The sequence below is a fragment of the Phyllobacterium sp. genome, assembly GCF_037994405.1.
Classification (GTDB): domain Bacteria; phylum Pseudomonadota; class Alphaproteobacteria; order Rhizobiales; family Rhizobiaceae; genus Phyllobacterium.
In genome coordinates this window covers 1-13,288 of sequence record NZ_JBBNAN010000383.1, presented here as the reverse complement: position 1 = coordinate 13,288, position 13,288 = coordinate 1, and the positions used below count along the sequence as shown (strand labels likewise).

General features: G+C 58.0%; 13 protein-coding genes and 1 pseudogene. 8 read left to right on the top strand and 6 right to left on the bottom strand.

All coding sequences use genetic code 11. The annotated features are described in order from the left end of the window. Positions 1–87 precede the first annotated feature (87 nt). Positions 88–1,935 carry a long-chain fatty acid--CoA ligase gene (locus AAAC48_RS21340; RefSeq protein ID WP_340656127.1) on the top strand — a complete coding sequence of 616 codons (1,848 nt, stop codon included), beginning with the start codon at positions 88–90 and terminating at the stop codon, positions 1,933–1,935. 7 nt (positions 1,936–1,942) lie between these two features. On the opposite strand, the gene AAAC48_RS21335 is transcribed toward AAAC48_RS21340, so the two are convergent. Further along, positions 1,943–3,532, bottom strand: coding sequence for a peptide chain release factor 3 (locus tag AAAC48_RS21335; RefSeq protein ID WP_340656112.1), 1,590 nt, complete (start codon positions 3,530–3,532; stop codon positions 1,943–1,945). Positions 3,533–3,620: 88 nt separating this feature from the next. Continuing rightward, positions 3,621–4,430 carry a class II glutamine amidotransferase gene (locus tag AAAC48_RS21330; RefSeq protein WP_340656111.1) on the bottom strand — a complete coding sequence of 270 codons (810 nt, stop codon included), beginning with the start codon at positions 4,428–4,430 and terminating at the stop codon, positions 3,621–3,623. Positions 4,431–4,596: 166 nt separating this feature from the next. On the opposite strand from AAAC48_RS21330, the gene dut reads away from it, so the two are divergent. The 6 genes from dut to AAAC48_RS21300 all read left to right on the top strand — a co-directional run bounded on the left by dut (position 4,597) and on the right by AAAC48_RS21300 (position 8,606). Further along, positions 4,597–5,082, top strand: a complete 486-nt coding sequence (gene dut, locus AAAC48_RS21325) for a dUTP diphosphatase (protein ID WP_340656110.1) — start codon at positions 4,597–4,599, stop codon at positions 5,080–5,082. 21 nt (positions 5,083–5,103) lie between these two features. Then, the gene (locus tag AAAC48_RS21320) at positions 5,104–5,922 is read left to right on the top strand and encodes an isocitrate lyase/phosphoenolpyruvate mutase family protein (protein ID WP_340656109.1); all 819 of its coding nucleotides are present in this window, start codon (positions 5,104–5,106) and stop codon (positions 5,920–5,922) included. 3 nt (positions 5,923–5,925) lie between these two features. Further along, on the top strand, positions 5,926–6,582 hold the full coding sequence (locus tag AAAC48_RS21315) for an HAD family phosphatase (RefSeq protein ID WP_340656108.1): 657 nt from the start codon (positions 5,926–5,928) through the stop codon (positions 6,580–6,582). Beyond that, positions 6,582–7,586 carry a proline racemase family protein gene (locus AAAC48_RS21310; RefSeq protein ID WP_340656107.1) on the top strand — a complete coding sequence of 335 codons (1,005 nt, stop codon included), beginning with the start codon at positions 6,582–6,584 and terminating at the stop codon, positions 7,584–7,586. The genes AAAC48_RS21315 and AAAC48_RS21310 overlap by 1 nt, the downstream gene beginning before the upstream one ends. Positions 7,587–7,671: 85 nt before the next feature. Further along, positions 7,672–8,064: a metalloregulator ArsR/SmtB family transcription factor gene (locus AAAC48_RS21305; RefSeq protein ID WP_340656106.1), complete on the top strand. Its 393-nt coding sequence runs from the start codon at positions 7,672–7,674 to the stop codon at positions 8,062–8,064. Beyond that, positions 8,061–8,606: an SRPBCC family protein gene (locus tag AAAC48_RS21300; protein WP_340656105.1), complete on the top strand. Its 546-nt coding sequence runs from the start codon at positions 8,061–8,063 to the stop codon at positions 8,604–8,606. Before AAAC48_RS21305 ends, AAAC48_RS21300 begins: the two co-directional genes overlap by 4 nt. Positions 8,607–8,682: 76 nt before the next feature. Here the strand turns inward: AAAC48_RS21300 and AAAC48_RS21295 are convergent, their stop codons facing one another. The 4 genes from AAAC48_RS21295 to ubiE all read right to left on the bottom strand — a co-directional run bounded on the left by AAAC48_RS21295 (position 8,683) and on the right by ubiE (position 13,074). Then, entirely contained in the window at positions 8,683–9,207 is a 525-nt protein-coding gene (locus AAAC48_RS21295) for a GNAT family N-acetyltransferase (protein ID WP_340656104.1), read from the bottom strand. Between the two features lie 43 nt (positions 9,208–9,250). Then, positions 9,251–10,645 (bottom strand): bifunctional phosphopantothenoylcysteine decarboxylase/phosphopantothenate--cysteine ligase CoaBC, encoded by a 1,395-nt coding sequence (coaBC, locus tag AAAC48_RS21290; protein ID WP_340656103.1) that lies wholly within the window; start codon positions 10,643–10,645, stop codon positions 9,251–9,253. Positions 10,646–10,712: 67 nt separating this feature from the next. Then, positions 10,713–12,290, bottom strand: a complete 1,578-nt coding sequence (gene ubiB / locus AAAC48_RS21285) for a 2-polyprenylphenol 6-hydroxylase (protein ID WP_340656102.1) — start codon at positions 12,288–12,290, stop codon at positions 10,713–10,715. 7 nt (positions 12,291–12,297) lie between these two features. Continuing rightward, a complete protein-coding gene (gene ubiE, locus AAAC48_RS21280) occupies positions 12,298–13,074 on the bottom strand; it encodes a bifunctional demethylmenaquinone methyltransferase/2-methoxy-6-polyprenyl-1,4-benzoquinol methylase UbiE (RefSeq protein WP_340656101.1) in 777 nt (258 codons plus the stop codon). Positions 13,075–13,193: 119 nt separating this feature from the next. Here ubiE and AAAC48_RS21275 point away from each other — a divergent pair. After that, positions 13,194–13,288: pseudogene (locus AAAC48_RS21275) on the top strand (adenosine deaminase); the annotation flags it as partial.

Below are 13,288 nucleotides of genomic sequence, written 5' to 3'. Positions count from 1 at the left end.
GCGGCTGTCGGCAAGGTGGCAAAGACCGCAGCGCCCGCCTCAAAAAAACCGGCCGGTAATGTCAAGAAGGCCGAAGCCAATGGCTCGGTGAAAGCAGCTGCGAAACCAAAGACGGCGCGGACTGCGTCCGCCAAGAAGGCCGGCGAAACTGCAAAATCGCTGACTGCCCCGAAGATAGTGGAAAAGCCTGCGCCCAAGGCGCCCGCCAAAGCAAAGCCGGCTTCCAAGGCAAACACTGGATCTGCAGATTCCTCGTCGAAGAGCAAGGTGTCAGCACGGTTTTGGGTGGATTCCTATCCAGATGGCGTGCCTGCCGAGATCGCGTCCTTGCAATACGAGTCGCTCGGCGACTTCTTCGCGAGGGCGTTCAGGGACTATGGCGAACGGCCTGCCTTCATGTGCATGGGCAAGAGTATCACTTATGCCGAGCTCGATCGTCATTCCCGTTCGATTGCCGCATGGTTCCAGTCACGAGGGCTGACAAAAGGCGACCGTGTGGCTGTGATGATGCCGAATGTGCTGCAATATCCAATCGCCATTGCCGCCATCCTTCGCGCCGGTCTCACGGTCGTCAACATCAACCCGCTCTATACGCCGCGCGAGCTTGAACACCAGCTGAAGGACAGCGGTGCAAAAGCCATCATCATTCTCGAAAACTTTGCGGCGACGCTGCAGAAAGTAATCACCAAGACGCCTGTGCAACACGTGATTGTGGCGGCAATGGGCGACATGATGGGCCTCAAGGGCCATCTGGTGAATCTCGTCGTGCGGCGCGTCAAGAAGATGGTACCCGCCTGGTCCTTGCCGGGTCACATCCAATTCAAGACGGCACTGGTCAAGGGCGCTGCTCAAAGCCTCAAGAACGTCGAGGTGACCGGCGCGGACATTGCCTTCCTGCAATATACCGGCGGCACGACCGGCATCTCCAAAGGCGCAATCCTGACCCATAGCAACATCGTCTCCAATGTGGCGCAGATGCGCGTATGGTGCGATGTGGCCTACCGCATCAAGGGGCGCCCAAAAGACCTTACCTTCATCTGTGCGTTGCCGCTCTATCATATCTTCGCGCTGACGGTGAACGCGATGATGGGCATGGAACAGGGGGCGCTGAATGTCCTCATTCCAAACCCGCGCGATATACCAGGCTTCGTGAAGGAACTGCAAAAGCACAAGATGCATATCTTCCCGGGCCTGAATACGCTGTTCAACGGCCTAATCAACAATGAGGATTTTCGCAAGCTCGACTTCAAGGAATTGATCCTGTCACTTGGCGGCGGCATGGCGGTGCAGAAGCCTGTGGCCGATCGCTGGAAGGATGTGACAGGCTGCCTGATTACAGAAGGATACGGCCTCTCGGAAACATCGCCCGTTGCATCGGCAAACCGGCTGGATGCCATGGAATTCTCCGGAACCATCGGACTGCCGCTGCCTTCGACGGATTTCTCGATCCGCGACGATGATGGCAAGGAACTTCCGCTGATGGAGGTTGGTGAGATCTGCATTCGCGGGCCGCAGGTCATGGCGGGCTACTGGAACCGCCCGGATGAGACTGCAAAGGTGATGACAGCCGATGGCTTCTTCCGTTCCGGCGACATGGGCTACATGGACGAGCGCGGCTATACCAAGATCGTCGATCGGAAGAAGGACATGATCCTCGTTTCAGGCTTCAACGTTTATCCGAACGAAATCGAGGAAGTGGCGATGGAGCATCCCGGCATTCGCGAGGCGGCTGCCATCGGAATTCCCAATGAGCATTCCGGAGAAACGGTCAAGCTTTTCGTCGTGCGCAAAGACCCGGCGCTGACCGAAGACGCTGTGAAAGCCTTCTGCGCCGAGCGATTGACCAACTACAAACGCCCACGCTCCGTCGAGTTCCGCGACGAATTGCCGAAGAGCAATGTCGGCAAGATATTGCGGCGGGAATTGCGGAGCTAGAGGGCGCTCAAGCTGCCTTTTCGCGCACCTGGTAATCCTTGATCGCGGCGAAGCGGATCGCCTTCCAGCGCTCTGCCTCGTAGGACAGCGAGAAGGAATTCTGCGCCAGGAACACCGGATCATTGTCGAGGTCGTGGGCGATGTCGGCGCGATGTGCATTGATGAAACGCAGCAATTCCGCTGGATCATCGGCTGAAATCCAGCGGGCAATGGTGAAGCGTGCCGGTTCAAAACCCACCGGCAGGGTGTATTCCACTTTCAACCGCTCAGTCAGAACGTCGATCTGCAGCGCGCCAACGACGCCGACAATGGCGGGCGAGCCATCATCCGGCAGGAAGAGCTGGACCACGCCCTCTTCCGCCATCTGCTGCAGGGCCTCGCGCAGCTTCTTCGCCTTCATCGCGTCGTCGAGACGCACGCGGCGGAGGATCTCCGGCGCGAAGTTCGGGACGCCGCGAAAAAGGAGGTCTTCGCCCTCCGTCAACGTATCGCCGATGCGCAAGGTGCCGTGGTTGGGGATGCCAACAACATCGCCTGCCCACGCCTCGTCGGCAATCTGGCGGCTGCGCGCGAAGAAGAATTGCGGCGCCGACAGACTCATCGGCTTGCCGGTACGCACGAGCTTGGCTTTCATGCCGCGCGATAGTTTGCCCGAGCAGACGCGCAGGAAGGCGATGCGGTCGCGATGGTTCGGATCCATGTTGGCCTGAATCTTGAAGACGAAGCCGGTCATCTTGTCTTCAACCGCCTCGACCTTGCGTGTGTCGGCATCCTGGGCGCGCGGGCTCGGGCCAAAGTCGCAGAAGGCTTCGATCAGATCGCGTACGCCGTAGTTGCGCAGTGCCGAGCCGAAATAGACCGGCGTTAGATGGCCTTCACGGAAAGCCTGCAGATCGAACGGATTGCAGGCATCGCGCGCCAGGGTCACCTCATCGGTCCATGCCTGGCGCTCGTTCTCAGGCAGGAGGCCGGAGGCGCCCGAGGCTTCAGGCCCGTTGACCGGCGTTGGAACCGCTTCCTCGTCGCGGCGGCGCACCGTATTGTTCTGCAGATTATAGGTCCCGGCAAAGCTCTTGCCACGGCCGATCGGCCAGGTGATCGGTGCGGTATCCAGCGCCAGCTTCTGTTCGATCTCGTCGAGAATCTCGTAGGGATCGCGGCTTTCCCGGTCCATCTTATTGACGAATGTGACGATGGGGATGTCACGCATGCGGCAGACTTCGAAGAGCTTGAGCGTGCGCGCCTCGATGCCCTTGGCAGCATCGATGACCATGACCGCGCTGTCGACGGCGGTCAGCGTGCGATAGGTATCGTCGGCAAAGTCTTCGTGGCCGGGCGTATCGAGCAGGTTGAAAATGCAGTCCTTGTACTCGAAGGTCATCACCGAGGTGACGACGGAGATGCCGCGATCGCGCTCGATGTTCATCCAGTCGGACCGGGTCTGAATGCGGTCCTTCTTGGCCTTGACCTCACCGGCAAGCTGGATTGCTCCGCCGAACAGCAGCAGCTTTTCGGTCAGGGTGGTTTTACCGGCGTCGGGATGCGCGATGATCGCAAAGGTACGGCGCTTGGTGACGGGATGATCGGCAGATGACATGGAGAAGGCTCAAACTCGATAAGGTAAAGGTTGCGCGCCTTCTATCAGCCGCAGCCCTTGCCGTCGACTGCCAATTCTGAATGGCAGATCAGGCAGTTTCGACGACCTGCCCGGATTTTTCTTCGGCCATGAAAGGTTCGATGGCGATGCGTTTGGTGTTTTTGACTGTCACGAAGCTGTTGGGCGGCACTGGCATCCAGTTCCCCGCTTCGCCGTCGAGGGGTTCCGAGACCACACACAGCCCGGCGCCTGCCGCAAGGCTCGCCGTGTAGAGCGACGGCGCAAAACGATCGGTGGCATAGCGGACCGCGTAGAGATGTTCCCCGTCCGAAAATGCAGCGGTGAGCCGGATGAAGGCAAGCACGCCGGCACGCTCGGCCTCCGCAACGATATCATTGACGGTTCGGACCAGCGCCTCAGCCGGATCATCGTCAAGACCGTTTTGCAGCATCAATAGAAAAATCAGTTCGGAATCGGTCGAGCCGAGCTTTTGCGCATAGAGCGCATCGTCAAGACGTGCTTCCAGCCCCCGCCGCAAACGGTCGAAATGACCGATCTGGCCGTTGTGCATGAAGCTCCATTTGCCGGAGACGAAGGGATGACAATTCATGCGGCTGGTGGCCCCGCCGGTCGAAGCGCGCACATGGGCGAGAAAGAGGTGCGAGCGTATCTGCCGCGACAGGCTCTTCAGGTTCTGGTCGGACCAGGCCGGCAGTATATCGCGATAAAGGCCCGGCTCATCCCTTTCGCCATACCAGGCGACGCCAAAGCCATCGCCATTGGTGCGGGTCTTGGCCTCATGCGCATCATGGCTTTGGGCGATCAGGGAATGACAGGGGGAGGCAATAACATCTTCAAGATAAAGCTGCGGTCCGAGATAGGCTGCCCAACGACACATGAATCACCTGGATTTGATCTCATATAGACTGACAATACCGTGTGATTTCATTCTTGGGAATCGCCCGGATGGGGTAGCCTGTTAGAAGGAGATTGTGTGCAAAGAATGGATGCACCTTAATCTTGTGAGTTGACGGTGCGCGCCGACTGGTGAAAAAGGTCTTTTCATGTCTCAAGAAACCGATTCTGCTCATCCGAAAAACCCAGCTCTGGGTCTTGTCCGCTTGCCCCATGGCGAAGGACTCGAATTGCCCTCCTACGAAACGTCCGGTTCGGCCGGCATGGACCTTCGCGCTGCTGTGCCCGAAGACCGGCCCCTGCTGCTTCTCCCCGGCCGCAGGGCCCTGGTGCCGACTGGTTTGGTCTTCGAAATCCCCAAGGGTTTCGAGGCGCAGATCCGGCCGCGCTCAGGCCTTGCGCTCAAGAACGGAATTACCTGTCTCAATACACCGGGAACGATTGATTCCGACTATCGTGGTGAGGTAAAAGTAATCCTGATCAACCTTGGCGACGACGACTTCTACGTGGAACGCGGCATGCGTATCGCGCAGGTCGTTCTGGCACCGGTTGTCCAGCTCGCTATCGAAGAGCGGCAACATGCCAGTGACACAGCTCGCGGCGTCGGGGGTTTCGGGTCAACAGGGACATCTTAGAATTCCGACAGGGAGAGTATCATGGATAAGGGCAGGGTTTTCCGTCAGCTGCATGAGAGACCCGAGATTTTTCTCATGCCCAATCCTTGGGACCCCGGGACGGCAAAATTTCTAGCCTCGCTGGGCTTCAAGGCGCTCGCCACCAGCAGCGCCGGCTTTGCGTTCTCACGCGGGTTGCCTGATGGGGCAATTACGTTTGATCTGATGATGCAACATTGCCGCGATCTGGTAGCGGCAACGGATCTGCCCATTTCCGGCGACCTGGAGAAGGGCAAGGGCGATAGCGCCGACAGTGCCGCGGAGACGATATTCGCCGCTGAAGCTGCTGGTCTTGCCGGCTGTTCGATCGAGGACTTTTCCGGCGATCCGGATAACCCGATCTATGATTTTTCGCTCGCAGTTGAACGTGTTGCCGCCGCGGCCGAAGCGGCGCGCGCCCTCAAAAGCGAATTTGTCTTTACAGCCCGAACCGAAAATTTTCTCCACGGCAAGACTGACTTCGATGACACGATCAAGCGCTTGCAGGCCTTTGAGAAAGCCGGCGCCGATGTGCTGTTTGCGCCCGGCATTTCCGACCTTGAGCGTATCAAGACGATTTGTGCATCAGTTTCAAAGCCGGTAAGTGTGCTGGCACCTGCATCGCTCACCGTAAGCGAACTGGCTTCGATCGGTGTCCGCCGCATTTCGCTTGGTCCGCGCTTGACGACCGCTGCCTTTACCGCCGTTCGCGACGCAGCACGTGAGGTTCTGGACAAGGGGACGTTCGAATTTACCAAGACAGGCGTTTCTTTTGGCGACCTGCAACAACTGTTCTCGCAGGGCATGGACAAGGATATTTGAAGAATGGCTCGCCCCGAACTGGTGATTTTCGACTGTGACGGGGTCCTGGTCGATACTGAAACGCTTGCCAATCAGCACCTTGTAAAAATGCTCGCCGCATCCGGCTATCCAATTACCTTCGATCAGGCTCGCAAGAATCTCTGCGGCATGCCAATGCGGGCGGTCAAAGAGAAGGTCGAAGCGGAAGGCTATTTACTCGGTGAGGATTTCGTCGACCGTTGGTATCAGGCTATTCCAATCATTTTTGAAAATGGTGTCGAGGCCATCCCCTACATCGAGAATGTCATTTCGGCGGTGAAAGAGGCCGCACTTCCCTATTGTGTGGCTTCATCAGCACATATCGAAAAGATGCACATCACACTCGGCAAGACAGGCCTTATCGGGCATTTCCAGGATGTGCTCTATAGCGCCTCCATGGTCGCTCGCGGAAAGCCTTTTCCCGATCTGTTTTTGCATGCAGCGAAGGAGATGGGCTACGAGCCCTCACAGGCTGTGGTTATCGAGGACAGTGTCGCTGGAACTACGGCGGGCACCGCTGCCGGCATGCGCGTCTTCTCCTATTGCGGCGATGAGCATGCGGATCGAGAAGGATTGACTGCAGCGGGCGGCATTCTCTTTGACGATATGCGCAAATTGCCTGCCTTATTGGAGATTGCCTGATGGATGCACCGCTGAAGGTCATCGACATGCACACGGGCGGTGAGCCGCTGCGCATCATCACCAGCGGCTACCCCGAATTGCCAAAGGGCACAATCCTCGAAAAGCGTGCCTATGTGCGCGACAGGCTGGATTACCTGCGCAAGATCCTGATCTTTGAACCGCGCGGACACTTCGACATGTACGGCGCCTTGCTGGTGGAGCCGAACCTTCCCGGTGCCGATCTCGCGGTGCTGTTCATGCACAATGAAGGCTATTCCACCATGTGCGGCCACGCCATCATTGCACTTGGCCGCTACGCTGTCGATTACGGCATCGTTCCCAAGGTCGAGCCGGTGACGACGGTCCACATCGAATGTCCCTGCGGTATGGTGGTCGCTTCCGTCGCAGTTCGGGACGGCAAATCCGGAGGTGTTTCGTTTGAAAGCGTCCCGGCCTTTCTGTTTGAACGCGATCAGAGCATCGATTTGCCCGACTTTGGCAAAGTTACCTTCGATGTGGCCTATGGCGGCGCATTCTATGCACTCGCGGATTGTCACCAATTCGGGCTCGAGTTTGGCCGTGATCCGGCCCGAAGATTCATCGAAGCGGCGACCATCTTGACGGAGGCCGTTAAAGAGGCAGTGCCGCTCGACCATCCCGACCACAAGGATTTGGCCTTCCTCTACGGCTCGATCCTGACGGATGGCGCAGATGCCTGGAATGAGGGCCCAACGAAAAACGTCTGTATCTTCGCTGATGCGCAACTTGACCGCTCTCCCACGGGTTCAGGCATAACGGCACGCCTTGCGGCGATGCACGCCAAGGGCCAGATCCGCGAAGGCAATGCGCGGATTTTCGAAAGTATTGTCGGGTCCCGGTTCGCCGGCTTCGTTGCGTCCGAGACCAAGGCCGGCGATTTCGATGCCATTACTGCCCGTGTTTCCGGCCATGCCTATTACAGCGGCAAGGCGGAATTTATCGTTGAAGACGACGACCCGCTCGGTCAGGGTTTTCTGGTGCTCTAGAGTCAGTACGACCTCAAGATTTATTTGCTACGATATTATTCAACCAAATGGTTGACTAATTATAGTTGCAATGATATTAAACCACATGGTTGAGTTTCAGACACATCACCTCGATGCCGTGTTTCACGCCCTGTCCGATCCGACGCGAAGGGCAATGCTGCGCCGGCTTACGGAAGGCGAGCATTCAGTCAGCGATCTCGCGACACCCTTCAACATGTCGCTGGCCGGCGCGTCGAAACACATCAAGGTGCTGGAAAGTGCCGGATTGGTTCGCAGGCACGTCCAGGGAAGGACGCATATGTGCCAACTTGAAGCAGCTCGGCTCGCCGAGGCACAGGAATGGCTGCGCACCTACGAACGGTTCTGGACCTCGCGTCTGGATGATCTTGAGGAGATCCTGCGCGATGAAGATCGCGCCGCTGCTCAGGCGGCTGAATTGCTGCCAAAACCCGAGAACAAGCCAAGGAGAACGAAATGAACGAGCATGTTGGAAATGATCGTCTCGGCGTGGTCATATCGCCTCGCACGGTTCGCATCGAACGCATTCTTCCGGGGCCCGTTGAACGGGTCTGGAGGTATCTGACGGAATCGGACAAGCGGCAGAAATGGCTGGCTCGGGGTCCAATGGCCAATTATGTCGGCGGCAATGTCGAGTTGACCTTCCATCACTCGGAACTGTCAAGCGAGCCGGCACCGGCGGACTACCAGAAGCTTGAAGGCCACACGAACAAGGGCAAGATAACCCGCTATGAACCACCGACGTTGCTCAGTTTCACCTGGCCTGAGACAGCAGGTGAACCTTCGGAAGTAACGTTCGAACTTGCAGCGTCGGGAAGTGATACCCTATTGAGGGTGACCCATACGCGGCTTGCCAACTCCGATTCAATGGTCAGCGTTGCCAGCGGCTGGCACACCCATCTTGGCGTCCTCATCGATCAACTGAATGGCGATGAGACCAGCGGATTCTGGAGCAAATTTACCCACCTCAAGGAAGAGTATAAGCGGATTATTACCGAATGAACGCGCGGCATCTGTAAAAGATCACTTACGCAGAACCGGATGGCCGGCAGCAATTGCCGGCTATCACAATGACCGTTTACGGTCGAAATCGCCTCTCGAGAAGCCAGACCGGTTCGCCGGTATAAGTCGTCTTTTCGATCTTGCTGAAGCCGTTCTTTTCAGCAATCCGCAAGGATGCCGCATTCTCTGGCGAGATGATGCAAAGTGCGCGGTCATTATCAAAGTAGCTGTCGCCCCAGGCGACGACCCTGGCCAAAGCCTCACTGCCATAGCCCTTGCCATGGATTTCCGGCGCGAGGACCCAGCCCATCTCAGGTGCGTCACCGAATGGCGGATCGATGTCGCGCTCGAAATTGGCAAAGCCCAATTCGCCGACAAAGCTGCCGCTTGCTTTGTCCTCCATTGCCCAAAAGCCATAGCCAATCAGCGGCCACAGTCCGGCATAGCGCAACAGACGCGCCCAGGACTGCTCGCGGGTCGATGGCTTTCCCGTAATTTGCGTATAGATGGCGGGATGCTGCCAAATGGCGTGAACCGCCTCAAAATCCTCGCGTCTGTGGGGACGCAGGATGAGGCGATCGGTTTCAAGGATGGGAATCATGGACGATACTCCGTATTCACGGTTGTCGGAATTTGCTCTAGCTTTAAACCTCGACCGTCTGCAATGCCGAGGCGATCTTGGCGGCCAGTCGTTCGGCAACCTCGTCCTTGCTCAGCTCCGGCCATTCCTCCACGCCTGAACGGGTGACGATGCGCACGGCATTGCGATCGCCGCCCATGACGCCGGTTTCGTGGCTGACGTCATTGGCAATGATCCAGTCCGCGCCTTTCTTGTCGAGTTTCAGCTTGGCATTGATCAGCAGATCCTGGGTTTCCGCAGCAAAGCCGACGACGAGGTGCGGCCGCAACTGACTATGCCCAACGCCTGCAAGAATATCGGGATTTTCAACCATTTGCAGCGCCGGAGCACCTTGACCCGGCTGCTTCTTGATCTTTTCACCGGCCTCGTTTGCCGTGCGCCAATCGGCGACCGCAGCAACCATGACAGCGGCGTCAGCGGGCAGCAGCTGTTCGACAGCATCACGCATTTCACGCGCCGATTCGACGTGGACAACAGTAACTCCGTCCGGATCAGGAATGGTCACGGGACCGGAAACGAGCCGTACAGTGGCGCCAAGCCTCGCCAGCGCGGCAGCGATGGCGTGACCCTGTTTGCCAGACGAGCGGTTGGCGATATAGCGCACTGGATCAATCGGCTCGTGGGTCGGGCCGGAGGTCATGACAATGGTTTTGCCGGTCAACGACTTTGGCCTGCTATCCAGCAGTTTCTCGATCGCAGCAACGATCTCCAGCGGTTCGGCCATGCGGCCTGCCCCGCTTTCGCCGCTCTCCGCCATCTCACCCTTGTTAGGGCCGACAAAACGGGTGCCGTCCTTTTCCAGCGTGGCACGGTTGCGCTTGGTTGCCGGATGGTCCCACATTTTCGGGTTCATCGCCGGGGCAATAAGCACGCGCTTGTCCGTTGCCATCAGAACCGCTGATGCGAGGTCATTGGCAAGACCGCTGGCCATTTTCGCCATGAGGTCGGCAGTCCCGGGCGCGATGACGATCAAATCGGCTTCGCGCGACAAGCGGATGTGGCCAACATCATGCTCGTCTTCACGCGAGAAGAGCTCGGTGAAGACTTTCTCGGCCGCGATGGCACCAACCGCCAACGGTGTAACGAACTCCTCCGCCGCTTTGGTCAGGACCGGGCGCACCCTAGCGCCGCGCTCACGCAGACGCCGGATCAACTCGAGACATTTATACGCGGCAATGCCGCCTCCGATGATCAGGAGAATGCGCCGTCCGGACAGCGAGCCGGAAGTGGCGGGTTGAATATTCACCGCCGCCGCGACAGCCTCGGAGGGTGTGATACCGCCGAGTTCGCCAAGCAGAAGCCGCACCTCTTCCTCCATCGAGCGCCCATGCGCCGCAGCGCGCAGGCGCAGCTTTTCCTTGATGGCATCGTCAAGATTGCGGATTGTGATACTGGCCATATGATTGCACTTTCAAAGAGAAATCAGCGCATTTGCAATCATTGATATCACCAATGGCGATATTTCTTCAAGTGATAAGCTTGTAGGTGATTACAACAAGGCAAAGTGCAATCACCCAAAGAGCGATGCGACCAGAGCGCGTGTGGCGCGCTTCGGCCTTGCCAATAGCCTTGGCGGTCTGTTCGTCGAAACGCAATCCGTTTTCCGCCATTTGGTCAAGCTCGTTCGACAAGCGATCGGCACGCGCCAGGAGTTCGGGTGCCTGACGGGCGAGGTGCAGCAGTGCGTTTGCCCCGTCGCGAGCGTCGATGAGGATGCCCTGCGGCCCGAGATTGCGGCGGATCCAGCCGCCAACGACCGGCTCGGAAGCCTTCCACATGTTGAAATGCGGGTCCAGCGTGCGCGAGACGCCCTCGACGACGACCATGGTCTTCTGCAGCATGACAAGCTCTGGCCGCGTCTCCATATCGAACAGTTCGGTGACCTCGAACAGCAGCGTCAGCAGTTTTGCCATCGAAATGGTTTCGGCCGGCTGACCATGGATCGGTTCGCCAATGGCGCGGATAGCCTGGGCAAAGCTCGATACGTCGTGATGATGCGGCACATAACCCGCTTCGAAATGCACTTCGGCGACGCGCGCATAGTCGCGGGTGATGAAGCCGTAGAGAATCTCAGCGAGGAATCGACGTTCCTTCTTGCCCAGCCGGCCGGTAATGCCGAAATCCACCGCAACAATATGGCCATCGGAATCGACGAAGAGATTGCCGGGGTGCATGTCGGCGTGGAAGAAGCCGTCACGCAACGTGTGACGCAGGAAGGACTGGATGAGTGTTTCGGCAAGCTTGATGAGGTTGTGGCCAGCAGCGCGCAACCCTTCAATGTCCGACATTTTCACGCCGTCGATCCATTCAAGCGTCAGCACATCCCGCCCCGTGCGCTCCCAATCGACAGCCGGGATTCGAAAGCCGGGGTCGTCCTTGGTGTTTTCGCCAATTTCCGACAGCGCGGCCGCTTCGAGCCGCATGTCCATTTCGATGCGGGTCGTCTGCGCCAAAGTGCGCGTAACTTCGATGGGGCGCAGGCGGCGGGTAGCAGGCACGTACCGCTCCTGCCATTTCGCCACCAGGAAAAAGCTCTCAAGATCATTGTTGAAGCGCTGGCGTACGCCCGGGCGCACGACCTTGACGGCTACTTTCTTGATCTCGCCATTGCTGCTGACGAAAGCCGGGTGAACCTGCGCAATCGAGGCGGCAGCCATTGGTTCGTCAAAGCTTACATAAAGATCGTCAAGAGACCGCCCCAGGGAACCCTCGATCGCCTTGACGGAAGCTTCCATCGGAAAGAAATCGAGCTGATCCTGCAAGAGCGCAAGGTCGTCCGCCACTTCGTTTCCAACCACGTCAGGGCGCGTCGCCAGGAACTGGCCGAGCTTGACGTAGGATGGACCGAGCTTGTTGATGGCACGCGACATGCGTTCCGAACGGCGCGCGGTCATTGCGCGGCGCCGGGCCAAAAGCCCCGCCACGCGATGACCAAATGCCGGAAGCCCGCTCAAACCTTCTGCCGGCAGTGCGGATATGACACCCTCACGCGTCATGATCCATCCAGCCCGCATCAGGCGAAATGTTGCTGCAAGTTTACTCATTCAGCGGTCACAATTTCCAGCCGGAGTGCAGAGCCGCGATGCCGCCGGTAAAATTGCGCCAGCTCACACGCTCGAAGCCTGCGTGGCGGATCATTTCGGCAAAGTCCGCCTGACGCGGGAACTTGCGAATTGACTCGACCAGGTATTGATAGCTGTCCGCATCACCGGTCACAGCCTTGCCGATTTTCGGAATGGCATTGAACGACCATGTATCATAGACCTTGTCGAGGATAGGCAATTCAACCTCGGAGAATTCGAGGCAGAGGAACCGCCCACCCGGCTTGAGCACACGAAAGGCCTCAGACAGGGCGCGATCAATATGCGGCACATTACGGATGCCGAAAGCGATTGTATAGGCGTCGAAGCTTGCGTCCTTTAAGGGAAGTTCTTCGGCATTGGCCTCGACAAATTCGGTGTTGTTGGCAAGACCCTTCTTTTCGGCTCGGTCGCGGCCGACGCCCAGCATCGACCCGTTGATATCGAGCACGGTCGCATGGGCATTGCGGCCCGAAGCCTCGATGATCCGGAAGGCGATATCGCCGGTTCCGCCGGCAACGTCGAGCACCTTCCAGTTGGCCGTCCGGGAGGGCGAAAGCCAGGCGATCATCGAACCCTTCCAGACACGATGCAGCCCACCTGACATAAGGTCGTTCATCACATCATAGCGCTTGGCGACGCGATGAAAGACGTCGTTGACGCGTGCCTGCTTTTCCCCATCGCCGACATCCTGAAAACCGAAGGATGTTTCCATGCCGCCATGGGCACCGGTGCGTTGCTGGTTCATTATGTTACCTGCTGATTTGTGTTGCGGCGAACCATAGAAGATTGAAACACATAAGGCTATTGTCCTGTTGCGCGATGAAGCGCCGCGTCGTTTGATTATTTTCATTTAGGAAACTGCGTATGGTTTTGAAAGCTGAATTGCATTGCCACATTGAAGGGGCCGCCTCGCCAGGCCTGGTCGAACGAAAGGCCGCCAAATATGGCGCCGACGTTTC

Excerpts from the sequence above, each read along its gene's own strand:
- AAAC48_RS21315 (WP_340656108.1), top strand. The coding sequence starts at position 5,926 with ATGGCTCGCCCCGAACTGGTGATTTTCGACTGTGACGGGGTCCTGGTC.
- AAAC48_RS21305 (WP_340656106.1), top strand. The coding sequence starts at position 7,672 with ATGGTTGAGTTTCAGACACATCACCTCGATGCCGTGTTTCACGCCCTG.
- ubiE (WP_340656101.1), bottom strand. The coding sequence starts at position 13,074 with ATGAACCAGCAACGCACCGGTGCCCATGGCGGCATGGAAACATCCTTC.
- AAAC48_RS21295 (WP_340656104.1), bottom strand. The coding sequence starts at position 9,207 with ATGATTCCCATCCTTGAAACCGATCGCCTCATCCTGCGTCCCCACAGA.
- AAAC48_RS21300 (WP_340656105.1), top strand. The coding sequence starts at position 8,061 with ATGAACGAGCATGTTGGAAATGATCGTCTCGGCGTGGTCATATCGCCT.
- coaBC (WP_340656103.1), bottom strand. The coding sequence starts at position 10,645 with ATGGCCAGTATCACAATCCGCAATCTTGACGATGCCATCAAGGAAAAG.
- AAAC48_RS21310 (WP_340656107.1), top strand. The coding sequence starts at position 6,582 with ATGGATGCACCGCTGAAGGTCATCGACATGCACACGGGCGGTGAGCCG.
- ubiB (WP_340656102.1), bottom strand. The coding sequence starts at position 12,290 with ATGAGTAAACTTGCAGCAACATTTCGCCTGATGCGGGCTGGATGGATC.
- AAAC48_RS21330 (WP_340656111.1), bottom strand. The coding sequence starts at position 4,430 with ATGTGTCGTTGGGCAGCCTATCTCGGACCGCAGCTTTATCTTGAAGAT.
- AAAC48_RS21320 (WP_340656109.1), top strand. The coding sequence starts at position 5,104 with ATGGATAAGGGCAGGGTTTTCCGTCAGCTGCATGAGAGACCCGAGATT.
- AAAC48_RS21335 (WP_340656112.1), bottom strand. The coding sequence starts at position 3,532 with ATGTCATCTGCCGATCATCCCGTCACCAAGCGCCGTACCTTTGCGATC.
- dut (WP_340656110.1), top strand. The coding sequence starts at position 4,597 with ATGTCTCAAGAAACCGATTCTGCTCATCCGAAAAACCCAGCTCTGGGT.